Here is a 23,440-nt window from a genome sequence, read left to right on the forward strand (position 1 = left end):
AGTTGTCTATTTGTTCAAAATGGCATTCTGCAAGCCGTGATTTGGACACAGATGATCCAATATCTTCTTTACGGTCGAGGAACCGATACGAATGCCGAGCTTCTTGAATTCGCCTATGATCCTTCGGTAAGCCCAGCGCGGGATCTCCTCCGCCATGCGCAAGACGAGATTGACCATGGCCATCGGGGCGCAAGGCCGACCGGCACGTTTGAAGACGATACCGCGCTTGGATTGTCGAACCCTTTTCCGATACGTCTCCGGCTGGACTACGCGCATCACCTCCGCAACATCGTGGTTGATCTGCCCGCCCCAGCGAAGAAGGCTTTCTCTTGCGGAGTTGGTACAATACGGCTTAAAACTTGCGCAAAATGTTGGTGTGGCGGTCGCCTTGTTCACGGTGCATGTCGTAGAACGCTTTGGTTCAACAGCACCAGGGGGGCGAGGAGTAGGCAAACAGGTGCATGACGTCGCGCCGCTATTTTATGAAATCCGCGAAAGCGGCTGTTGTATCCGGCGTCACACCTCGACGGTTTCGCGGCGTTCGGTTTCGACGAAGGGGAGTTCCTGCGGTTCCGGGAAATGTTCCGGAGTGGGCTGGATCTCGCACTTGTCGCCGTCGCAGAAAATGTCCTGGGCTTCTTTGGTGTTCAATGCGCTGAAGTCGAGGGGCTTGAGCTTGGAGACGGCCAGCAGGTAGGCTTCGCGGGTTATCTCCTGATAGGGCGCCTGGGGGTAGTTGTGATCGGTGAGCGGCAGAAAACTGATGGATTTCAAGCGTGTTTCGTACAGTTCGAGAATATTCGGGATGTCGTCGGCTTCTTCGGGCTTGAAGGTCACGGTGGCGCTGACTTGGTTGTCGGCCCAGTAATACTGCATCTGCGCGATGTTCTCGACTTGTTCCCAGATCGAAACATTGCGCTTGGAACGCTTGAAGTTGCGTTGTTCGACGGGGAAATACACAACAAGCGTGTTGTCGCCGTACACGGATTCCTCGATGCGGTAGCCGGCGCGGCGGATCGGCTCGACGAGCGGGCTGGTCTTGTCGAGGCGAATGGTCCGCATATAATATTTCGAGTGCGCGTAATGGATGCCCGGCGTGACGCCCGGCAGCAGCGACACGGTGCCGCTTGGCTTGATGCTGGTTTTCTTGATGCTTTCAGGAATGCACAGCCATTGCGAATAAATCTTGTCGAGATTGCAGATGTAGGCATAGCCCTTGTCGCACCAGTTGAAATGCGCTCGGCGTCCGTGTTTCTCGAAGGATTCGATGATGCCGGATTGCGACAGGCCGATGCGGCGGTTGCGCAGCATGATCGCGTTGGTGCGCTCGTTGTGCGTCGGGACCAGCGTAACCGTTTTGGCGTAAAGATAGGCGAATTTCAGGGTGCGCTCGTATTCCTCGAAGGAATCGTGCAGCGACGGGAAGGTCTCAACCAAGTTGCAAATCTCGTAGGATTCAAGGCTTTGCTCGGCGCAGGGATTCGTCCCGGCGACCTTGGCGTCGGCCCATGTTTCGCCATCCTTGAAGCGCCCGTAGGCGCGGGCGTTCTCGCGCCAGAAATAACCCGGCTCGCCGTTTTTTGCGGTCTGCGTGCCGACTTCCTGGTAATCCATGCCGGTTTCGGCGGAGACGCTGTTGTTGGACGCCCAGCGCCAAAGTTTGAGTTGTTCGGGGTATAGATTCGGATCCTTCAGTTTGAGGTATTCGGCGTCTTCCGGTGCGCCGAGGGCGAGTTCGGCGGTCCGCCGAACGCCCCCCGACACGACGCATTTGCCGATGACATTCATCAGGTCCGTGATGTCCGTCGAGGAGATGCGTTGTCCGATGCGTGGTTTCAGCACGCGGTCAATGTTGCCGATGCACTCGATCAGCGGGCCGGGGCCCGGCGCGATGCCGCCGAAGGTTTTGATGGGCGAACCGACGGGGCGTATCCGGGAAAAGTCGAGTTTGGCGGGTCGGGGGCGCGTGCCGGCATACGATTCGAGCAGGCAGCGAACCGCCTCGCACCAGCCTTCCTTCGAATCCTCGACCACGAAGGTTTCATCGGACACCACCGGCCGCTGGATGAAAATTTTGCCCGCGCCTTTTGTGTCGAAGGCCACGCCCACGCCCAGCATGGACATGTCCATCAGGAAACAGAACGGTTCGGCGAAACTGACTTCGATCTCGTCGGTCGAGACAAACGCGCAGTTGTTCAGCGCCGCGCTGCCGCGTTCCCAGATGTAGTCCGTGCCCATCATCCAAAGCCCGCGGCCCGGCGGCAGGAACTTGAAGGCCCACATCAGGCGGAACATTTCCTGCGCCGAACGCTGGGCCTTGGCGTTGTTCCAGGGGAGTTTCAGGCTGCGGCAATGATTCATCTGGATGGTGTAGCAGCCCTCGACAACCCGCCGCACCGTTTCCCAATATTCCTCGGTGCGATTCGAATCGTCTGAAACGACACGCGCGTACGTTCGCTTGAAGGTGATGTACCCCAGCGGCCCCCATTTGGGCTGCTTGCCGCGAAACGACGCCACGAAATCGTCCGACAGCCTGAACGTCTCACTTACACGAAACATGGTCCTTGCCTCCCAACGCAACTGTTCATTTTCGCGCAATCATATTTTCCCATGAGGGGTCTTTACCCAGGGCAAACCATCCACCAGTTCAACCGTGTAATCCCCGAACACATTCGGATAGCGGTCCCGCAGAATTTCATGCACCAAACCGAACACAAGCCGGATTTCTTCCTCCGCGGCGGGATCGGTCCGGCGTTCAATGACATGTCGCAGCGTCCGAAAATTACTCGACCAGCCGATGGTCGTGGCCACGCCATCCGGTGCGATTCGGCGAAAGGCCGAGGTCAATTTTTTCTTCTTGTCGAATGAGGTTTCCTCCTCGATGCCGTACACCCCGGCCAATTGACGCTGGATGGCTTCCAGCTGTTCCAGCGTTTTGGCAAATAGGGTCATGCCTTCCTCGTTTTCCCGGATTACGGTGGGCACGTAGGCCGACAGGGCGTCCAGCCGGACAAATCGAAGCGACTCCTGCGAAATAGCCACCCCGGCGCGGTGACGGACCAACTCATGCGTGAATACCCGGCTCACATCCGCAAAAATGAAGTTCACGGTCGCATGTTCAAGCACGCTGCCGTGGCCAACCTCCTCGATGTGCCGCAAATACGGCGCATTGCCCTGTCGCACGCGTGTTACGTTGGGATTCAGGCCCGGCTCGAAGGATCGGTAACATAGCCGCCCGAAAATTTCGCACAGCCGCTCCGCGTCGCTTGGGGCATCCGTCTTCCAATCCGAAACGCCCACATGATCGAAATAGGCCTGAAGCCCGCTTTCGACCGCGCGCGTTTCGCCGACCAAGAAGACTTTCGGTTCCACAAACTTCACGCGTCCTATCCTCCAACCGCCGGAACACCAAGTTCCGGACGGCCCCATCGGGGGGCAGATTATAGTATCCTTCCGCCCATTTTTCCATCAAAATTTTCGTGATCGAGGCCTATCTTCGCAACCCTAACGGACACAATAAGTTGCGGTGATTGCGGATTTGGGCACTGTATATTGTGTCGGCTTAGGAAGGCGACTTTTGCGGCTCGTTGTTCGAAAGAACGGCCCGGCCTCCGGTGTTATCTATAACTCGTACACCCTCATGCCCATTATTGCCTTGGATGATGGCATGAGCCACTTGCGGTCCCAATTCGATGGAGGGCTGCCCGGTGGCAAAGGTCGAATTGTTCACTTGAATGCGTCCGGATTCGACGATCACCAAGGGCTTGTCTTTTGCGTCGTCCTTCCAACTGCTGAAATAACAATCGCTGAAAGAGACGAACCCCGTGCCTTTGATCACGGCGTTGTGCAGGGCCGGTCCCCAAAAGGCGCAATTGACGAAGCGCACGTTGCCGTTGCAGGTATCTGAAATGCGCACCTCGACCGGATCGGCGCCGGTAAAGGCGACGAATTGGCCTCCGGTGATGAGCAGTCCCATCGGCTGAATGGCATCCACCTGCACCGCGGTTTCGCAGGCGTCGGCGCCATTGCCCGTGAACTGGCCGTTGCACGCGCCGGCCTCCGTCTTGATGAAGCGCCAACCGATTTTCGCCGGGAACACGAAATTGTTCATTGCATATTCCCAATCGGTGCGGCCGAACACGAAGGCTTCGAGATTCGCCACCATGTAATTGAACACGGGATCCCATGCGCCGCCGGTGGCGGATGCGCTCCACCAATGGCAGTGGAACTGCACGTTTTCCACCCGCCCGATATCCGTGCAATTGTCCACCAACAGTCCCCGTCGCAAGACGCAGCCGTATACGCTGCGGATGCGATGTCGGACATTGGGTTCCGGGCCGACCCGGATACCGTTGTAACTGTTGATCAGCGTGACGTTTTCGACCGTGTTGTCGAATCCGGCGAGGTGGAACGTCCACGGATAGGGCCGGATATCCGTGGGCTGTTGCTCCGGATACCAGATGGTAACGCCCATGACGGCGCACGAATGGCCCATTTCGAACAAGGCCGGCGCGGATTCGTCGTCGCGTCCGCCCGTTGCGAGCAGCACGCTGCCCGTCAAGGGTTCGATGGCCATCGGCGATTCCCCGGCGCCTTTCACGGTTATGCCCGGCTTTAACTGGAGACTGCCCGCCAGTTTGAAGCGGCCGGCCGGAACCCGGACGACTCCACCCTTTTCGGCGGCTTTGTCAATGGCCTTCTGAAAGGCCGCCGTATCGTCCGTTTCCCCATCGCCCGCCGCGCCGAAATCCACGACCGGCCACTCCGAAGTCTTTTTACCGTCCGCCGCGCATGCCTGGCCCGCGCAGAGAATCCCGCCCATCAATACCATAGCCACTATCCAGCCATTCATCCTGTATTCCTCCTCTTGCGTGATGTCCCGTTTATCTGTCGCTTCAATTTCGGCGATCTTACCAGCCGTCGTGCCTGCCGGCCGCGATTGCGCGAACGTGTTGGGAGACGATACTGTACGGCGGCAAGACCTTGTTGCCCTTTTTGACCTTGTGCGGCGTGTAATTCAGCCAGAGGACCTCGTCGCGCCCGCAGAGCGCCGCATACACCTGATCCTCGCGGCCGTCGGCGGCGATTACGGCGCGCGTGGCCGCGCCGAGTTCCCGCGCGCGGACCAGTGCGCCGGATACGGCCGCGCGATAACCGGCCTGTGTGCCCTTGCCGTCGAAAACCACCACACGGCCCTTGCCCGGTTCGGCTTGTGATCCGAACAAGGCCTCGTGGAATTGATCATCGCCCTCGACGGTGCGCAAGCGGCCCATGCCCGACGGATAGAGCAGCAGCCCGCCGTTCTTCACCCATTCGGCGACAGTCGCCCACACGGCCGCTTCGCTCACGTTGCCGTTCACCAGCACGAGCGCGCGAATGGACTTCAGTCCGCCGTCGAGGATTTGCCCGTCGCTCATGAAGTCGAAATCGAAGCAGTCGCGGAGGGGTTGCACTTTCCCAAGAAATTCGTTTCCATTCAGCCGGATAAAGGTTTCGGGATAATACACCGCGACTTCGATATTTGGATCGCGTTGTTTGAAAAAACGGCCCCATCGCACGAAATTTTCCCGCGCGGCGTCCGAACCGAAAAGGTTGGGATAGTAGTAGTGCAATCCGAGCGCGCCGGAAGTCGTCGCGCCGTAGATACGGGCGATTACGCCTTGGGCGTTGACCTCACCGGCCGGCTCGAAACTGTAATACGCGCCGTACTGGCGGCCCGCCGACGCGACCCACCGCGTCAGCGAGAAATTCGCGCGGTAGTCGCTGCCCTCGTTCGTGATGCGCACGCCGCCGCCGATTTCGGCCGCCGCCTTGCATTGATCGCCGAAGTCCGCGCCGTGTTCCGGCGGCGCGTGGCCGCCCGTGCACAGATAAATGCCGCCTTTCGGAAAATGTTTGCGCGTTTCTTGCATCCAAAACCGCGACCAATCCGTCATCGCGCCGATGTACCATTGGCAGAAATCGAGCCACGCCCGGTCGTTTGGGGCGTCCTTCCGCAGGAAGGGCCTGACTGCGGCGAAATCCGCGATCTGCGCATTCCATGCCTTGTTCAACGCGGCAATATCGGCATAGTGTTTCGTCAGCCATTGCTGGAAATCCTTGACCGCATAGGGATCCCCCGCCCAGTATCCCGAATGTGTATGGTAGGGGCCGTGAATGTCTGCGGTCCAGTCGTTGCCCGTCGCGACGTAGATGGCCTCGCCGTAGTTGCCCGTGACCCCCAGCAGAATGCTTTCGATGACGCCCGTGTCGCGATAGTGTTCGCAGAAGGCTTGGATGAACCGCGCGACGTGGCCGCGCAATACGGGATTCCACAGCGATTCGACGTCGCAGGTCTCGCCGTGTTCGAGACAGACGAACCCCTGCGATCCCGGTTTCTTGTAGTACCAGTCCGGCAGGCTGTACGCCGAACCGACAATGAGAAACGGCACCCATTTCAGGCCGCTTTGTTTGTAGACTTCCACGAACGCGTCGTACACGCTCCAATCGTAGCGGCCCTCTTCGGGTTCGCAAAGGTTCCAGCGGACATACCCCTCATGGCTCGTCACGCCCAACGATTTCAGCGCCGGCGCCGCGCCGCGCAACGCGCGGACCATGTGTGAAACGTCCTGTTTTCGCGCGGGATCGAATCCGCCGACAATGAATTCGCCGCCATCGCCGATCTCGACCAGCCGCTTCACCCGGGCAAGGTCCAGGGTGTCGAGATGGTCCGCGAAATCCGGACGGCGCCGGGTCAAATACATCGAACGGACGAAAAGCGGCGCGCCGCTGATCCGAAAATCCGCGCCCAGGTTTTCCCCGTTGCGGAATCGGGGCGAGGCCAACAGAAATACGGCCTTTTCCCATGTTTTCCGGCCTCCGCACAGGCCGCCCCATTGATCCTCGTTGTGCAGGTACCGCGCGCTGTGCGCTTCTCCGGTTGCGCTGTCGTATTCGGCCTGGATGATGCCGCCCGGCGCATGATCGAAATACTCGATCACAAGATAAACCGGCCCTTCCGCTCCTTCCGCGCGCGAATCGTCAATATCGAAATAGAGGTAAACGGACGGCGGCGTCGAACCCGGTTGGTTCGCGATACACGGTGCGCCATCCTGTTTAGTCCATGTGGTCGCGCCATCCGCGCCCGACAACACGCGCAGGCCGTTTTCCTCCGCGCCCGATGGCGTGGCGCGCCATGAAAGCCCTTCGAGACCATCGCCGAATGCCGCCGCGGCCAAAGCCGCCGCACTAATGAAACCGATTGCCCGGATCATGCCGTTTCTCCTTGGTTGTGCGGCGTGGGGCGGGATTTATCCCGCAACCTCCGCATAAAGCGCCTCGTATTTCGGTACGATTTGATCCTGCGAAAAACGTTCCCGGACTCGCATGCGCCCTTGGCGTCCCATTTCCCGGGCGCGTTGCGGGTTTTCAAACAACGCGATGGCGTACCCGGCCATGCTGTCAATGTCGCCGACTTCGCAGAGATATCCGGTAATGCCGTGTTCGACGACTTCGCGCACGCCGCCGCTGTCGGTTCCGATGACGGGAACTTCGCAGGCCATCGCTTCGAGTGCGACGAGTCCGAAACTCTCGTGTTCGCTGGGCTGCAAGACCACATTCGCGCACGGTATGATCGTTTCGATGCGCTCCTGATTGCCGAGATATTTGATGCGATCCGCGATGCCCAACTGGCGCGCAACGCCGACCGCCGAAAGGCGCTCGGGACCGTCGCCAATCATGATCAACCGCGCGGGAACGCGGTCGAGTATCCGCTTGAATGCGCGGACGACGTCCGTCACACGCTTGACCGGGCGGAAATTCGACACGTGCATGACGATTTTCTCGTCGGGATCCGCCAAGCGACAGCGGCGCGCCGGTTCCGGCTTGAAACGATCGGGATCCAAAAAGTTGTGGATTACGCGGACAGGCCGCTCGATGGCGAATTCCCGTTCGGTTTCCCGCCTGAGCCAATCCGACACGGCGGTTACCGCGTCGCTGTTCCGCATGGCGTGAAGGGTCACGCGATAGAAAGACGGATCCGTTCCGACCAGCGTGATGTCGGTGCCGTGCAATGTTGTCACGATCGGAAATCGTTTTTCCGGCGGCAGCATCTCGCGGGCGAGTATGGCGCTCGACGCGTTCGGGATGGCGTAATGGGCATGCCAGAGATCCACACCGAACTCTTCGGCGACCTCGGCGATTTTGGCGGCCAGCGTCAAGGCCCCCGGCGGCTGCTGGAACAGCGGATACATGACCGTCGAGACGGCGTGGCTGTACACGTTGTCGTAATAGTCGGCAAGGCGGAACGGGCTTTCCGGCGCGACGAAATGAATCGTATGGCCCCGTTTGGCCAGGGCGATGCCCAATTCGGTGGCCAGCACACCGCTGCCGCCTGCCGATGGATGGCATGTAATTCCTATGCGCATTGAGATGACCCCTTATTATTCAAGTCCCGGCAACAAACCGACACCGATGGAACCCTCGGCGTAGAAGGCCTCGCCGTAGGAAGCGCCGATGCGCGAACCCCAATACGCGGCGCGTGTTTGGATACTCTCCCAGAAAGCCTTTCCCGATATATGCGTTTCGGGCCCAACATAGGCGGGATTGAAAAACTGCGATGCGTGGGCCCGCAACGCCTCGAGTTTGGCCTCGAAATCATCCGACACATCCACGATCAAGGATGGCATGCCTTCTTCCCGGTAGGGGTGATAGAAGTAGATGATCGGCGGCCGGTGCGGTTCCTGTTCCGTGTCAATGCGAGTCAGTCCGGCAAAATACGCGGCATCGCGAACAAGATGATGCGCCGCCGAATGGTCGGGATGCCGGTCGTTGTCCATCGGCGCCAACACGATTTGTGGACGAAAGGCGCGAATAAACGGGATGACGCGCAGGCGAAATTCGTGTGTGTTGGAAAGCGCGCTGTCGGGCAGTCCGGCATTGGCGCGACGGACCACGCCCAGAATGGCCGCCGCGGCTTGGGCCTCGGCCATGCGTTCTTCGACGGAACCTCGCGATCCCATTTCGCCACGGGTCAGATCGAGAATGGCCGTCCGGTGGCCGAGACGGGCCAATTTGTGCAGCAATCCGCCCGCGCCCAGTTCGACGTCGTCGGGATGCGCGCCCACCGCCATCACGTCCACGGCAAGGTCTTCCCCGACGGGAAGGATCATCGAATCGAACGATGCGTCCGGGGAAAAGTTCGCATGGCCTTTCGCGCGAGACAACGTGGCCTCCCGCGCCTCCGTGGTGGTCTCTGAAGGGGTCTCTGCGCCCAGTTTTCCTTGGGGCTGTGAGTCGGGGGAAGCGGTGTTGGAAGGGCCGGTCTTCTTCACAGTTCGATCTCCTTGGGTGCAAAGGTTTCGATGTCAATTTCCTTCAACAACCGGGGAATCAATTCCCATCCATGCTCAAATAAAAACGAAAAAATGTTCAAAACCCGTTCCTGGGGTTTGCGCAGGGGGAAAAAAGCCGTGCATAGCCGCGCAATCTGTTCCCGGATGGCCGTGGCCCGCGCCGCATCGCCCTGCTGAAGCGCCCTTTCGATGCGTTCGATGTCGTTTGCGGCGCGTTCCGCCGTCTTGCGGGCCATCGCCGCCGCCGCCGGGCTGTACGGCGCCAATTCGTCCGCGAATTGCCGCCATGCGTCCATCATGGCCTGCCGGTGGCGGGCCACGATGTTCCCGGCGGTTTCATCCGCCGTTCGCCGCAGAACGGTTTCGGCAAGCCCCTCCGGCGAACCGGCCAATTCGTCCCGTTCGATGCCCAGTTTCGCCAGCAACCGGTTGAGTTTCAGCGTGGACAACACGCATTGCGCGCGCGGGTACACGACCGGCATATCGAGGCCGAACGATTCGAAAAGCGCCTTGAACTGGCCCCAATAGGCCAGTTCGCCCGGTCCGGCCACATACGCCGCCACGGGAAACAATCGCTGCTGCACGAGGCAACGCAAGGCGACGTTTCCGCTGAACCGCCCCGGTTCGGCGGCGGCCATCGCCAGCATTTCATCCATGCCGTACGCCCGGTCTTTGTCGGCCAAGCGGAAACAGCCGTCCTCGAACGTGACTTTGATGCGGCATCCGTCCTCATCGAGAAAGAACGCACACTCGTTGCCGCCCTTGACGATGGCGCGGGGATATCCGAGATCCTCCAGGCGTTCGCCGGCCTCGTTCACGAGTCGCGAAACCAGCAGCGGTTCGCGTATCGCGTGTTCGACGATCGGTTGCGCGAGCGTGCGCGCCGGGGGAAGGTGCGGCTCGAACAGGATTAGGGGCGTGTCGCGAAACAGGCGCGCGATTATCCGCGCCGTCCACTCGGCGAACGACGCGGATGCGTCGAGCGATTCATGTAAAAACGACGCGATGCTGTCCCTGTGTTCCGATCCAGCCGCCTTGGACGCCGTATCGTCTATCAGGGCATGCAAAGATGCCTCCGCCGGTACGCGGCTTACCGGCATACCACTGGCCGGCGCGGAAGGTTCGTATCGCAAAGTAGCCAGTTCGTGCGTTTTGGCCAGCAGGTGGACCGTGCGCACTTCCTCGAAATCGTGATCCTCGCTGGCCACCCAGAACACGGGCGCGCACAGGCGCCCGGACCGCGCCTGCAGTTTGCGCGCAAGCAAAACGGCCGTGGCCGCCTTGTAGATTGTATACAACGGCCCCGTCAGGAGACCGGCCTGCTGCCCGGTCACGATGGCCGCCTCGTCGCCCGTGAATACGGCATGGCCGCCGATGCGTTCATTGTAGTCCGCCACGGCCGCCGCCAGTTCCGGATCCCACGGGGGCGTCTTCGGCAACGAGGCAAACAAGGCCCGGGGCGGTCGCGCATAGAACGGCATGAGATCCGGTGCTTCGGCCACATAATCCGCCAGGAGATTCCGCATCAAATCTTCTCCTTATGGCCGGCCAGGATCATGCGCGGCCGCGTATCCGTCAACGGCGATCCGTTGAAATCGCCGAATACGTGGATAACGGCAAGGGCGTTCCGGGCCAGCAATGCACGGAATTCTTTTTCAGTATACATCCGAACCGATTCCTGCCATTCGCCCACGGTATCGGCGCCGCGCGTCACGCGAACGGCCTTGTTTACCCGCCGTGCCGCCGGATCGATCCAGCGGCGCTCGTGAATGCCGAAACCGTCCCGTTCGTGAAACGATTCCGGCTCCAGCGTACGTTCCACGTTCGGCGCGTTCAAGTAATCCACGAAAAAACGGCCGCCCGGTTTCAATGCGCGGGCCAGTTCCGCGAGGGCGCGCTCATTTTCTTCTTCCCGCGCAAAATAACCGAGGCTTGTGAAGAAACTGGTGGCGGCGTCGAAGGTCTCCCCGAACGGCAAATGCCGCATGTCGGCCCTCACCCATATTGCCTCGTGCAGGGTGTCGCGCGCCCGCGCCAAAAGCGTTTCACTGAAATCCAGTCCGATTGCGCATCCGACCAGGGGCGCGAGGTGCACGAGGTGGCGGCCCGTGCCGCAACCCACATCCAGCAAACGGTCGGACGGTTTCAGGCCGAGACATTCCGCCGCGAAGGCCGCTTCGATCTGGGCCGACGCCACATCGCGGTGCGCGTAGACGATGGGATACAATGCCCCAAATCCGTGTTCATGCCAGCCGGACATCGTCTTTGTCCTCTTGATATCCATCAAAACGGGCGCCCGGCGGTTTGGCTTGGCCGGCTTCGATGGCGTTGATGACCGTAACGGCCGCTTGTTCCGGACCGATGGCCGAGATCCAGTATATTTCGGATTCTCGGCGGAACCAGGAAATCTGGCGTTTGGCGTAATGGCGGGTGTTGCGCTTGACAAGCGCGACGGCTTCATCGAGCGAAATCTCGCCGAGAAGATGCGCGGCCATTTCGCGATATCCCAGACATTTCAGCCGTTCGATATGCGGCATATACCCGCGATCGAGCAACGCCCGGACTTCTCCGGCAAATCCTTGGGCTATCATCGCATCCACGCGGGCATCAATGCGTGCATACAGCGTCTCGCGCGGCAGATCGATTCCCACCCAGACGGCGTCGAGCGGCTCACGGCGTTCGCGGTGTTCGCGGTGCAACGCCGAAAGGGGGCGGCCCGTGATCTCGTGCACTTCAAGCGCTCGAACGATCCGACGCAAGTCGTTCGCGCCGATAAGGGCGGCATAGTCTGCGTCAACGGCCCGTAATCGTTCGTACAACGCCGCCACGCCGCGCTCGCGCGCTTCCGCGCGCAGGCGGAGGCGAATCTCCTCGTTTTTCGGGGGACCGTCGAACAGGCCTCCGCACAAGGCGCGCAAATAAAGCCCCGATCCGCCGACCACCACCGCGGGCCGTCCCCGCGCATTGAGATCGCGAACCACCTTGCGCGCGAGAATTTCAAAAGCGCCTGCCGAAAAATCCTCGGCGGGATCGAGGAAACCGACGAAATGATGGCGGACAAGGGCTTGTTCTTCCCGTGTCGGCGCGGCCGTTCCGATGGCCATTCCCCGGTAGAACTGCATCGAATCGGCGCTGATTATTTCAGTCCCAAGACGCCGGGCCAAGGCGATGGCGAGCGCGGTCTTGCCCGAGGCCGTCGGACCCGCGATGACGATGGCCTGCGGAAAAGCATAAGGAGTGGCGCCGGCGTGGGGCGACAAAGAAAGGGAATCGAACATGGACGCGCGTTCTTCTTTCATCCTTCATCCCTTTTTTCACTGACGCCGGCGGAAACTCTTTTCCATCTGGATTTGGGTCAGTTCCGTGATGATGGGACGTCCGTGGGGACAGGTATACGGCGGGCGCAGACGGCGGAACCCCTCGAGCAGGCCGCGCCGCTCCTCGGGCGTAAGGCGATCGCCGGCCTTCACGGAACCGCGGCAAGCCTCGACGGCAAGGCGAAGCAGATCCGGCACGAGCGTGTCCTTGTCGAACAGATCGCCCTGTGAAAGTTCGTCGAGCACGCGATAGATGATATCCGGCACGCGGGATTCGTCGTACAGCGTGCACACCGCCGTGACTTGGAAGGTATTGCCGCCGAAGGGTTCGAGTTCGATGCCGAGTTTGGCGAACAACGCGGTATTGGATTCAAGCAGTTTTACATGGGACGGCGGGACATCCACCAGCAGCGGAACCGCCAGTTGTTGCGAGGCATATTCGCGATCCTCGAGATCCGCGCAAAGCATGTCGTAGGTCAGCCGCTCATGAAGGGCGTGCTGATCGATGATTAGGAGGCGATCTTCCTCGGGCACGATAAGATACGTGTCGAAAATCTGCAAGGGGGCCTCGGCAAGCATGCCGACAGGCTCGTAGAACGCCTCCGGCGTCGCGTCTTCGGTGTCCGCCTCCCCGAACATCTCGGACAGTTGCGACTGTACCGGACGCGGCGGCTGCGTTATTGGCGGTATCCCCGATGGGGTGTCCGATCCGGTGTGCATTTCGCCCCGGGCAACGGCGTTGCCGGAAAAACGCGGTTCGGTTGTTTCCCGGGATGAAGATGGCGCTTCCGTTTTCCGCATGGTTGGGTCGGAATCAGGGGCTACCGGTATTTCGTTCCCTTCGCCGGGATCCATGGCAGGCCGGCGCATTTCGCGCGGAAGATCAACCGATTCGAGCCGGTGGCGCACGATATCGCGTATGGCGTCGCGCACCACGCGTTCGTCACGGAACCGCACCTCGCGTTTCGTCGGGTGGATATTGACGTCCACGAATCGCGGGTGAGTTTCAAGCAGGACAATGGCGACGGGATGCCGGCCGACCGTCAACAGGCCCCGGTATCCTTCTTCAAGGCCATATTGGAGCGACCGGTTGACCACGGGCCGCCGGTTTATGAAAAAGAACTGGTGCGATCGCTGGGATCGCGAAAGCCGCGGCGAACCGATCAGTCCGCGGAACGTGAACCCCGCCTGTTCGCCTTCAAGGTCCAGCATGTCTTTGGCAAAACCGAGACCCCAGATCAGCGCCGCGCGCTCACGGAGGCTGGCCATTTCGGGGATGTCGAGCAGGGGCTTGTCATTGTGAAAGAATTGGAAGCCTACGCCGATCTGCGCCAGCGCGTGGCGCTGCACGCAGTCTATGCAATGGCTCAGTTCGGTTGTGATGCCTTTGAGAAACTTCGCGCGTACGGGTGTGTTGAAGTACAGCCGCCCGACCGTTACGCGGGTTCCCACGGGCGCGGCCACATGGGACACGTCGCGCAGCACGCCACCGTCCACCCGGATGCGCGTCGCCGATTCGTCCCGGGTGCGCCGCGTGGTCAATTCAAAATGCGACACCGCCGCGATGCTCGCCAGGGCTTCCCCGCGGAAGCCGAGCGTCCTGATTGCGTCGAGGTCCTCGGCCTTGCGTATCTTGCTGGTCGCGTGGCGTTCGATGGCCAGTAACGCGTCCTGTTCCGACATCCCATGGCCGTTGTCCACGATTTCGATGGTGCGTCGTCCCGCCGCAACGAGCCGCACCGCGATGCGCGTCGCGTGCGCGTCCAGCGCGTTTTCGACCAGTTCCTTGACCACCGATGCCGGGCGCTCGACCACCTCGCCGGCCGCGATCTTGTTGGCCAGTTCTTCCGGCAGCAACCGCACCGGCGGTATGGACACTTCGGAACTCATGCCGTTTCCCGCTCCCTCTTGGACAGATTGTAGACCAACGCCGCGGACGCGGGCAAACCCTCTTCCGCATCCGGGAATGCCCCACGGAACATACGCACAACAGACAGGACAATCAGTCCCGTGCGCTGTTGGATGACCAATGGGTGAATGGGTGGCGGCTTAGGCTGGAATTCAGATAACGCGGATCGGCCGAAACCTCCGCGCCCAGCCAAGGTGGACGCTCGAACGGGGCGTCCTCGCGCGGCAATTCGATTTCCGCCACGACAAGACCTGCATTCACTCCGGCAAATTCGTCAATTTCCCACGTGTAACCACCGTACGGAAGCCGGTAGCGGGTCTTCTCGACAGGATATCCGTCGCAAAGACCCGCCAGCAATTCCTTCGCATCATCGAGGGGAATGGGGTACTCGAATTCGTCGCGCTGGATGATGAGCGTTGACTTCTTGATATTGATGTTGGCCGACACGCCCATAATGCGGACGCGCACGGCCACGGGCGGTCCCACGCACAGGTATCCCTGCACGCAAACGATTCCCGCGTCCGCCTCGTTTCGCCACGACTCATCCCGCACCAGGAATTTTCGTTCGATTTCGATACCCATCCCGTCAACCCTTTTACAGGCCATTATAACGGAGCAGGGATCGTTATGGAAAGAAACACTTCACCTGTAGCGCGTAATTGGTCGTACCAAAAAGACGTCTTGAGGCTATCAGGTCTGCGTTTCCGCCTCGATAGGCGTTACGTTGATCGCTTGCAGCCCTTTGGCGCCTTGGAGCAGATCGTAAAATACGGCTTCGCCTTCCTTGAGCGTGCGAAACCCTTTCATCTGAATGGCGGTATGATGGACGAATACGTCCGGTCCGCCTTCACGGGCAATGAATCCATAGCCCTTTTGATCGCTGAACCACTTGACCATTCCCTTGCACTTCTCTTGGACTTCCTGTTCGCTCACTTCCACTTCCTCCGCATGGGACCGGACCGTTTCCAACACGAATGACCCACTCTTTCGCGCCAACGTCCAAACCAACTCCCATGTTTATCGTGATTCTACTCCTATCATACCAATTAGCGGTCAAATCTGTCAATAAGATTCTTTTGTCGGATTTAGCAACGCACAACAATCCGCCGACCATGAATGGTTATCCGGCCAGCGTGTCGTAGCCGTAGGAGGCTAGGCTGGGGAGATTGGAAAAGCCCATCAGTGCCAAGTCGAGGCATCGGGCGGCTTCGCGTCCCTCGCGGATGGCCCAGACCACCAGGCTTTGCCCCCGGCGCGCATCGCCGGCTGCAAACACGCGCGATCGGCTGGTCTCGAAATTCGATTCGGTCTTGATGTTGCCGCGGGAATCCCGTTCAAGTTCCAGCGCGCGGACGACGGTATCGTGTTCCGGGTGCAGGAAACCCAGGGCGAGCAGCGCGAGATCGCAGTCAATCCGAAAATCGCTGCCGGAAATTTCCTGCATTTTCATGCGACCCGACGCATCCTTGATCCATTCGACGCGGACGCAATGCAATTGCCGGACCGTTCCATTTTCGCCGAGGAATTCCTTGGTCAACACGCTCCAATCGCGTGAGCCGCCTTCCTCATGGCTTGAAGAAGTGCGCAGCATGTAAGGCCACATCGGCCAAGGCGTGGCGGGGTCGCGTTCCAACGGGGGACGCGGCATGATTTCGAGCGAGACCACCTGCGCCGCGCCTTGCCGGATCGCCGTGCCGACGCAATCGGAACCCGTGTCCCCGCCGCCGATGACGACGACGTTTTTGCCTCTGGCCGAGATTTCGGGGCCTTCGATGTCCTTGCCGAGCAGCCGCCGGGTTTGTTGCGGCAGAAAATCCATGGCGAGATGGATGCCGTTCAGGTTCGCGCCGGGGATATCGAGCGTGCGCGCCTTGGTCGAACCAATTGTCAGCAGCACGGCATCGAACGTTTCCAGTTCGCCTACGGGCACATTCTTGCCGATCCACGCGCCGCATTGAAAGCGGACGCCCTCGGCCCTCAGTTGATCCAGGCGCCGCTTGAGAATGGACTTGTCGAGTTTGAACGCCGGAATGCCGTACATGAGCAGGCCGCCGGGTTCGTCGTCGCGCTCGAACACGGTGACGTCATGACCGGTCCGGTTGAGTTGCTGCGCGGCGGCCAATCCGGCGGGGCCGGAACCCACGATGGCCACGGATTTGCCGGTGCGCTTATCGGGCGGCTGCGGGGCAATCCAGCCTTCGCGCCACCCTCGCTCGACGATCTCGCGCTCGATGTATTCGATGGCGACCGGCGGCTCGTTGATGCCCAGCACGCACGAAGTCTCGCAGGGCGCCGGACACACCCGCCCCGTAATTTCGGGGAAATTGTTGGTCGAGTGGAGAATCGCCAGGGCCTCCCGCCAGTGGTTGTTCTTGAGCGCGTCGTTGAAGTCCGGAATCTGGTTGGCCAGCGGACAGCCGGAATGGCAGAACGGCACGCCGCAGTTCATGCAGCGGTACGCCTGCTCGCGAATGCGGATTTCGGGCAGCGACGTGGTGAATTCCCTGAAGGACTTGACACGTTCGTCCACCGGCACATTAGCGGGGAGTTCCCGCTTGAACGTCATGAATCCTTTTTCTTTAGCGGGCCACATGGGTCGTTTCCTCGGTCATGCGTTTTTCCTGTTCCTTGAGCGAGCGGGCGTAGTCGCGCGGCATCACGCGGACGAATCGGCGCGACGACAGGTCCCACGTGTCCAGAATACGCTGGGCGACGGGGCTGCCGGTGTATTTCACGTGTTTTTCGATCATGCTGCGCAGTTCGGGGATGCTCATCCGGTGCAGCGGTTTCAAGTCCACCATGGCCTGGTTGCAGCGCACGGGAAACGTGCCGTCGGGGTCGTACACAAACGCGATCCCGCCGCTCATGCCGGCGGCGAAATTGCGGCCGGTCTTGCCGAGCACCGCGACCCGGCCCCCGGTCATGTATTCGCAGCCGTGATCGCCCACACCCTCGACGACCGCCCATGCGCCGCTGTTGCGCACGCAGAACCGCTCGCCGGCCATGCCGCGGAAATAGCATTCGCCGCTGGTCGCGCCGTAGAGCACCACATTTCCGATCAGGATGTTTTCCTCGGCCTTGAACCGGCATTCGGCGGGCGGCTTGACGATCAGTTTCGCGCCCGAAAGCCCCTTGCCGAGGTAGTCGTTGGCCTCGCCCTCGATGCAGAAGGTGACGCCCTTGACGGCGAACGCCGCGAAACTCTGTCCTGCGCTGCCCTTGCAGTCAATCCAAATCGTGTCTTCGGGCAGGCTGCCGGTATACATGCCGAGTTTGTGCCGCCGCGTCAGTTCGCTGGAAAGCATCGTGCCGACGGTGCGGTTGACGTTTCGGATTTTCTGCTCGAAGCGGACAGGGGCCTTGTATTCGAGGGCCGGGCGCGCCTTGCGCATGATCTCGTGGTCGAGCGCGCCGGCGAGGCCATGATCCTGCGGTTGGCTGCAATATAACGTCTCGCCTTTCCACGGCTTGGCAACGTACAGGATTTTCGAAAAATCGAGTTTGCGCGCCTTCCAGTGTCCGGGCAGCGGATTGAATTCAAGCATGTCCGCGCGGCCGATCATCTCGTTGACGGTCCGGAATCCGAGTTCCGCCATGATTTCCCGGAGTTCCTCGGCGACGAACATGAAGTAATTGACCACGTGCTCCGGCTTGCCCTTGAATTTCAGGCGCAGTTCGGGATCCTGCGTGGCGATGCCGACCGGGCAGGTGTTTTGATGGCACTTGCGCATCATGATGCAGCCGCAGACGACTAGCGGGGCCGTGGCGAAACCGAATTCGTCTGCGCCGAGCAGCGCCGCAATCGCCACGTCGCGGCCCGTCTTGAGTTGGCCGTCGGCTTGCACGCGAATGCGGCTGCGGAGATTGTTTTCGACCAGTACTTGGTGCGTCTCGGCAAGGCCGAGTTCCCACGGCAGCCCCGCGTGCTTGATGGAGGTCAATGGCGAGGCGCCCGTGCCGCCGTCGTGGCCGCTGACCAAAACAAGGTCCGCCTTGCCCTTGGAGACGCCGGCCGCGATGGTCCCGACGCCCACCTCCGAGACCAGCTTGACCGACACCGCGCCGTGGACGTTCGCGTTTTTCAGATCGTGGATCAGTTGGGCAAGGTCTTCGATGCTGTAGATATCGTGATGCGGCGGCGGCGAAATGAGTTCGACGCCCGGCGTCGAGTAGCGCACCTTGGCGATCTCGGCGAAAACCTTGTGGCCGGGCAACTGGCCGCCTTCGCCGGGTTTCGCGCCCTGGGCCATCTTGATTTGGAGTTCGCGCGAATTGACGAGGTATTCATTCGTGACGCCGAACCGGCCCGATGCCACCTGCTTGATCGCGCTCGACCGTGAATCGCCGGATGCTTCGCGCTCGAACCGAAGGGGATCCTCGCCGCCTTCGCCGGTATTGCTGCGTCCGCCGAGACGGTTCATCGCAATGGCGAGCGTTTCATGGGCCTCCTTGCTGATCGATCCAAACGACATGGCGCCCGTGCAGAAACGCTTGACGATCGCCGTGGCCGGTTCCACTTTGGAGAGGGGAATCGGTTTGCCCTTTTTGAATTTCAGCAGGCCGCGCAGCGTGGCCAACGTGCGGTCCCGATCATTGACGGCCGCCGCGAATTCCTTGTAGCGCGCGTAATCGTTGGAACGGGCGGCGTGTTGAAGCGCCGCGATGGTCTCCGGATTGTACTGGTGGAATTCGCCGCGCTGGCGCCACCGGTACTGGCCCCCCGGATCGAGTCCCACCCGCAGTTTGTCCTGGCCGGAGAATGCCATCTTGTGCCGCAGGAGGGTCTCCCGCGCGATTTCTTCGATACCAATGCCGCCGACGCGCGACGCCGTGCCGGTGAAACAGCGATTGATTACCTCCATGCCGAGGCCGATGGCCTCGAAAATCTGGGCGCTTCGATAACTTTGCTGGGTCGAGATGCCGATTTTCGACATGACCTTCAGCAGGCCCTTTTCAACGGCCTTGACGTAGTTTTTAACGGCGTCGGCGGGGCTTTCCACGCGCAACGCGCCGCGCAGGGCCATGTCGTAGATGGCCTCGAAGGCCAGATAGGGATTGACGGCGCCCGCGCCGTACCCCGTGAGCAGCGCGAAGTGCATGATTTCCCGCGGTTCGCCGGATTCGACGACGATGCCGCACATGGTGCGTTTCTGTTCGTGCACGAGGCGCTGGTGGACCGCGCCCATGGCCAGAAGGCTCGGAATCGGCGCATGATCCGCATCCACGCCCCGGTCGGAAAGAATGAGGATCGTGGCGCCGTCCTCCACGGCCGCCGACGCCTCCGAGCAGATCCGTTCGAGGGCCGCATCCATGCCGGCCGCGCCCTCCGCCGCCGGGAACAGGGTCGGGATGACCACCGGCTTGATGCCGGGCGCGTCGAGGTCCTTGATGTATTTCAATTGCGCGTCGCTCAGTATCGGCGAGGACAGATGAAGCTGCCGGCAGTGATACGGGGTTTCGTCGAGGAGGTTCGACTCGCGGCCGATGGTCGTTTCGAGCGACATGACGATTTCTTCGCGGATGGGATCGATCGGGGGATTCGTGACCTGCGCGAAAAGCTGCTTGAAATAATTGAACAATAACTGCGGACGGCTGGACAAGACCGCCAGCGGCGCGTCGTTCCCCATTGAACCGACCGCCTCGTGCGCGTCCGCCGCCATCGGCGCCATGACGATGTCCAAATCTTCCTGGGTGTAACCGAAGGCCATTTCACGCTCGGCGAGCGAGGCGTTTTCGTGAATGCGGTCTATCGGCGGGCATTCCTTCGGAAGCATGTGCCGGTACTGGTTGAGCCATTTCCGGTAGGGCCGCAGCGCCGCGTAGTATTCCTTGATTTCTTCGTCGCCGACGATGCGTTGTTCTTCGGTGTCTATGAGGAACATGCGCCCCGGTTCGAGCCGCCCTTTCCTCGCGATCTTCTCCTGCGGGATGTCGAGCACGCCCACCTCCGAAGCCATCACCACGAAACCGTCGTCGGTGATCCAGTAGCGCGACGGGCGCAGTCCGTTGCGGTCGAGAACCGCCCCGATGCGCACGCCGTCCGTGAAGGCGATCGAAGCCGGGCCGTCCCACGGCTCCATCATGCACGCATGGTATTCATAGAAGGCCTTTTTGTCGTCCGGCATCGTTTCGTGGCCGCTCCACGGCTCCGGGATCATCATCATCAGCGCATGGGCCGCCGAACGGCCGCCGCGCACGAGCATTTCGAACGCGTTGTCGAGCATCGCCGAATCGCTCGCCCCCTCGGTCAGAATCGGCAGGAGTTTCTTGATGTTTTCGCCGAACAAGGTGCTGGCGAGATGCTTTTCCCGCGACGCCATCATGTTGATGTTGCCGCGCAGGGTGTTGATTTCGCCGTTGTGCGCGAGGAACCGGAACGGATGCGCCAGCGGCCATGTCGGCAGCGTGTTCGTGCTGTACCGTTGGTGGACCAGCGCAAGGCCGCTTTCGAACAATTCGTCGGAAAGATCCGGGTAATAGTGGTCCATCTGCTGGGCCAGCATGAGGCCCTTGTAGACGATGGTCCGCGCCGAGAGGCTCGGAATATAGAATTGCGCCTTTTCCGGCAGGTCCGACCGGCGGACCTCGTTTTCGGCGATCTTGCGGATGACGAGCAGCGTGCGCTCGAACCCTTCGACATCCAATCCCTGTTCGCGCCGGATAAACGCCTGCATGATGACCGGCTCGTTCTGCCGCGCCAGCCAGCCGATGGCCGACGAATCCCGGGGCACCTCGCGCCAGCCAAGAAACGTCTGCCCTTCCCCGGCAACGGCGCCCTCGACGATTTTCATGCACGCCTTGCGATCTTTCGTTTTGGACGGCAGAAACACCATCCCCGCCGCGTAACGGCCCGGCGGCGGCAGTTCGAATCCCAGCGTCTCCGCCTGTTCCGCGAAAAACCGGTGGGGAAGCTGAGTCAGAATGCCCGCCCCGTCGCCCGTGTCCGGGTCGCATCCGCAGGCGCCGCGGTGCACCAGATTTTCGAGAACCTGGATGCCCTGGCGGATAATGGTATGCGTGGCCGTTCCGTCAATGTTCGCGACGAATCCCACGCCGCACGCGTCATGCTCGTAGCGCGGGTCGTAAAGCCCTTTTTCGGTCTCAAGCCTCATTGCGTTCAACATGTGCCTTTCCCGGTTGTTCCGTGCCGCGCGGAACGACGCGCTGTTCACTCGCCGGAGACGGCCTTCCGTCTTCCGATTCGCGTATTGCCTTTGGGAGGGGTTGCCGTCTTCGCTCGTTTTCCTGTGATTGAACCGGCCCCTTCTTCATGAAACCCGCGGCAAATCGCATCCACGCCGCGGTTCCAAATGGAGGCAATGATCCTATGCCATAAAGACCGGAGGAATCAACCCAATATTCCCGAAAATCGCGTGATCCCGATTTTTTTCGCTCCCGAATCGCCTGCTTTCACGCAAACCAAAAATCATTGGGCCGATTCGAGCAGGACAAAAGGATGAGTCGGCCGGCGCCGTGGCGGATAAACCTTGCGCCGCAAACGCAAAGGACACGGCACGGAAGTCTGTCACGCGTCGGGGATCGCGAGGCTTGATCCGTGATGTCCACGGCCAAAACGAGGAAATCCCGCGGAAAAGTGGGGCTGTTCCTCTTCCGCGTCTGATGTTTCGCGGGATTACCGGGCGCGGCGGAAAGCGGCGAGGCCGCCGATTGCCAGCGTCAGCGTTGCAAGGCCCGAAAGGCCCGCCGCGGGCAGCGTGCCGGCTTCGACGACGCGTATCTCCACCGGCAGGGTCTGGACGCTTCCCTTGCCCGGATTCGACACGATGCAACTGTAACGGCCGGCATCGCCAAATCCCAGCGCCTCGATGGTGTAGACGGAACCGGTTTGGCCTGTCGCATAGATCCCGTTTCGAATCCACTGGTACAACAGCCCGCCCGACTTGCCCGCGACTTCCACGCTCAGTTCCAACCGGCTCCCCTCCTCATGCCTCCCGCCGACGGGCGGCCGTGTGATCGCAAGCGAGGAATCGCAACCGCCCAGCACCGTAATTGTGTCAATAACAAACCACGCATAAAACAGCACGCCTAGACCTTTTCCCAAACCAAATAATGGAAAATTCTGTCCCGGTTGCGACATGAAGACTAGGACATCAGGCTGATTACCGAACGGGAATAACCTCAAATCTCCCCCAAGTAATCGAATACCTCGTTCAGGAAAGAACTCGAACAATGACGCCATACGAGGAGTAATCGCCTCGTTCAAGTATGGCGAAAAAAAAGATTCGTCCAAAGAAATCGTTAAAGGCAGGAACCGTTTGAGATCGCCAGTTATATTCGGCAATTGAACCAAGTCTGCTTGGTTATTCGTGATGTACAGCCAGTCATCCATAAAAACACGATATAGAACTTTAGGATAACTGAAGTCACCCATAATTCCTTCAAGTGTTTTCCAGACGCAATATCCATTAACCTCGAATTCTTCGTCAAAAGAGAACCTTTGATCAAAGTACTCGTCTGGATATCGTGCAAACCAGTTATTTCCTGCCTTGTGAGGCCAATAATCACATAGTGAAACTTGGGCAGCTGTTGCATATTTTGCAATGAATAATATTGCAAAGCAAACGATGAAAACAGTTTGATTAGTTTCTCTACAGATCAATCTCATTTTGAGGGCCCATTTAAATATATATATTAATTGTATATTTTTTCATTTATTCTAATACTATTGTATCACTAATCTCAGACGATTCTCCGATTTCGTTCTTTGTCTTGAAATAGACCGTCTTGGTTCCCGCGCCCGCGGAAAGCGTGAACGTCGGGCTTGTGGAGTACACGGACCACGACGCGCCTGCAAAACCAGCATTTTCACTTGCCATATAATGCGTCGGGCTATAGTCGCATGTACTATTCAGCGCGACTGT

The 23,440-nt window shown here is 60.1% G+C and carries 17 protein-coding genes; all 17 read right to left on the reverse strand.

Features of this window, described 5'->3' with window-relative positions; genetic code table 11:
* Positions 1-6: 6 nt before the first annotated feature.
* A complete protein-coding gene (locus tag P5540_17880) occupies positions 7-396 on the reverse strand; it encodes a hypothetical protein (GenBank protein HRT66693.1) in 390 nt (129 codons plus the stop codon).
* Between the two features lie 120 nt (positions 397-516).
* The gene (locus P5540_17885; protein HRT66694.1) at positions 517-2,559 is read right to left on the reverse strand and encodes a fused protease/ribonucleoside-triphosphate reductase; all 2,043 of its coding nucleotides are present in this window, start codon (positions 2,557-2,559) and stop codon (positions 517-519) included.
* A 39-nt stretch (positions 2,560-2,598) separates the two neighbouring features.
* Complete coding sequence (locus P5540_17890; GenBank protein HRT66695.1) at positions 2,599-3,381, reverse strand: FAD-dependent thymidylate synthase; 783 nt, start codon at positions 3,379-3,381, stop codon at positions 2,599-2,601.
* A gap of 181 nt (positions 3,382-3,562) precedes the next feature.
* Entirely contained in the window at positions 3,563-4,852 is a 1,290-nt protein-coding gene (locus P5540_17895) for a glycosyl hydrolase family 28-related protein (protein HRT66696.1), read from the reverse strand.
* A gap of 58 nt (positions 4,853-4,910) precedes the next feature.
* Entirely contained in the window at positions 4,911-7,253 is a 2,343-nt protein-coding gene (locus P5540_17900) for a beta-galactosidase (GenBank protein HRT66697.1), read from the reverse strand.
* 36 nt (positions 7,254-7,289) lie between these two features.
* Complete coding sequence (gene bshA / locus P5540_17905) at positions 7,290-8,405, reverse strand: N-acetyl-alpha-D-glucosaminyl L-malate synthase BshA (GenBank protein HRT66698.1); 1,116 nt, start codon at positions 8,403-8,405, stop codon at positions 7,290-7,292.
* Positions 8,406-8,420: 15 nt separating this feature from the next.
* A complete protein-coding gene (bshB1, locus tag P5540_17910) occupies positions 8,421-9,311 on the reverse strand; it encodes a bacillithiol biosynthesis deacetylase BshB1 (protein ID HRT66699.1) in 891 nt (296 codons plus the stop codon).
* Complete coding sequence (gene bshC / locus P5540_17915; protein ID HRT66700.1) at positions 9,308-10,858, reverse strand: bacillithiol biosynthesis cysteine-adding enzyme BshC; 1,551 nt, start codon at positions 10,856-10,858, stop codon at positions 9,308-9,310. The genes bshB1 and bshC overlap by 4 nt, the downstream gene beginning before the upstream one ends.
* Entirely contained in the window at positions 10,858-11,592 is a 735-nt protein-coding gene (locus tag P5540_17920; GenBank protein ID HRT66701.1) for a class I SAM-dependent methyltransferase, read from the reverse strand. Before P5540_17920 ends, bshC begins: the two co-directional genes overlap by 1 nt.
* Positions 11,576-12,631, reverse strand: a complete 1,056-nt coding sequence (gene miaA, locus P5540_17925) for a tRNA (adenosine(37)-N6)-dimethylallyltransferase MiaA (protein HRT66702.1) — start codon at positions 12,629-12,631, stop codon at positions 11,576-11,578. Before miaA ends, P5540_17920 begins: the two co-directional genes overlap by 17 nt.
* A 15-nt stretch (positions 12,632-12,646) precedes the next feature.
* On the reverse strand, positions 12,647-14,539 hold the full coding sequence (gene mutL, locus P5540_17930) for a DNA mismatch repair endonuclease MutL (protein ID HRT66703.1): 1,893 nt from the start codon (positions 14,537-14,539) through the stop codon (positions 12,647-12,649).
* A 112-nt stretch (positions 14,540-14,651) separates the two neighbouring features.
* Positions 14,652-15,140: a CYTH domain-containing protein gene (locus tag P5540_17935; GenBank protein HRT66704.1), complete on the reverse strand. Its 489-nt coding sequence runs from the start codon at positions 15,138-15,140 to the stop codon at positions 14,652-14,654.
* A gap of 108 nt (positions 15,141-15,248) precedes the next feature.
* Positions 15,249-15,455, reverse strand: a complete 207-nt coding sequence (locus P5540_17940; GenBank protein HRT66705.1) for a cold shock domain-containing protein — start codon at positions 15,453-15,455, stop codon at positions 15,249-15,251.
* A 223-nt stretch (positions 15,456-15,678) separates the two neighbouring features.
* Positions 15,679-17,151 (reverse strand): glutamate synthase subunit beta, encoded by a 1,473-nt coding sequence (locus P5540_17945; protein HRT66706.1) that lies wholly within the window; start codon positions 17,149-17,151, stop codon positions 15,679-15,681.
* Complete coding sequence (gltB, locus tag P5540_17950; GenBank protein ID HRT66707.1) at positions 17,138-21,682, reverse strand: glutamate synthase large subunit; 4,545 nt, start codon at positions 21,680-21,682, stop codon at positions 17,138-17,140. Before gltB ends, P5540_17945 begins: the two co-directional genes overlap by 14 nt.
* Before the next feature lie 509 nt (positions 21,683-22,191).
* The gene (locus tag P5540_17955) at positions 22,192-23,184 is read right to left on the reverse strand and encodes an immunoglobulin domain-containing protein (protein ID HRT66708.1); all 993 of its coding nucleotides are present in this window, start codon (positions 23,182-23,184) and stop codon (positions 22,192-22,194) included.
* Between the two features lie 46 nt (positions 23,185-23,230).
* The coding region (locus tag P5540_17960; protein HRT66709.1) for a hypothetical protein at positions 23,231-23,440 on the reverse strand (210 nt) is incomplete at its 5' end.

Source organism: Candidatus Hydrogenedentota bacterium (assembly GCA_035450225.1).
GTDB lineage: Bacteria > Hydrogenedentota > Hydrogenedentia > Hydrogenedentales > SLHB01 > DSVR01.

Bases quoted from the DNA above. Each gene is read 5' to 3' on its own strand.
- P5540_17885 (HRT66694.1), bottom strand. From the start codon at position 2,559: ATGTTTCGTGTAAGTGAGACGTTCAGGCTGTCGGACGATTTCGTGGCG.
- P5540_17895 (HRT66696.1), bottom strand. From the start codon at position 4,852: ATGAATGGCTGGATAGTGGCTATGGTATTGATGGGCGGGATTCTCTGC.
- P5540_17900 (HRT66697.1), bottom strand. From the start codon at position 7,253: ATGATCCGGGCAATCGGTTTCATTAGTGCGGCGGCTTTGGCCGCGGCG.
- bshA (HRT66698.1), bottom strand. From the start codon at position 8,405: ATGCGCATAGGAATTACATGCCATCCATCGGCAGGCGGCAGCGGTGTG.
- bshC (HRT66700.1), bottom strand. From the start codon at position 10,858: ATGCGGAATCTCCTGGCGGATTATGTGGCCGAAGCACCGGATCTCATG.
- P5540_17920 (HRT66701.1), bottom strand. From the start codon at position 11,592: ATGTCCGGCTGGCATGAACACGGATTTGGGGCATTGTATCCCATCGTC.
- miaA (HRT66702.1), bottom strand. From the start codon at position 12,631: ATGAAAGAAGAACGCGCGTCCATGTTCGATTCCCTTTCTTTGTCGCCC.
- mutL (HRT66703.1), bottom strand. From the start codon at position 14,539: ATGAGTTCCGAAGTGTCCATACCGCCGGTGCGGTTGCTGCCGGAAGAA.
- P5540_17935 (HRT66704.1), bottom strand. From the start codon at position 15,140: ATGGGTATCGAAATCGAACGAAAATTCCTGGTGCGGGATGAGTCGTGG.
- P5540_17940 (HRT66705.1), bottom strand. From the start codon at position 15,455: ATGGTCAAGTGGTTCAGCGATCAAAAGGGCTATGGATTCATTGCCCGT.
- P5540_17945 (HRT66706.1), bottom strand. From the start codon at position 17,151: ATGTGGCCCGCTAAAGAAAAAGGATTCATGACGTTCAAGCGGGAACTC.
- gltB (HRT66707.1), bottom strand. From the start codon at position 21,682: ATGTTGAACGCAATGAGGCTTGAGACCGAAAAAGGGCTTTACGACCCG.
- P5540_17955 (HRT66708.1), bottom strand. From the start codon at position 23,184: ATGAGATTGATCTGTAGAGAAACTAATCAAACTGTTTTCATCGTTTGC.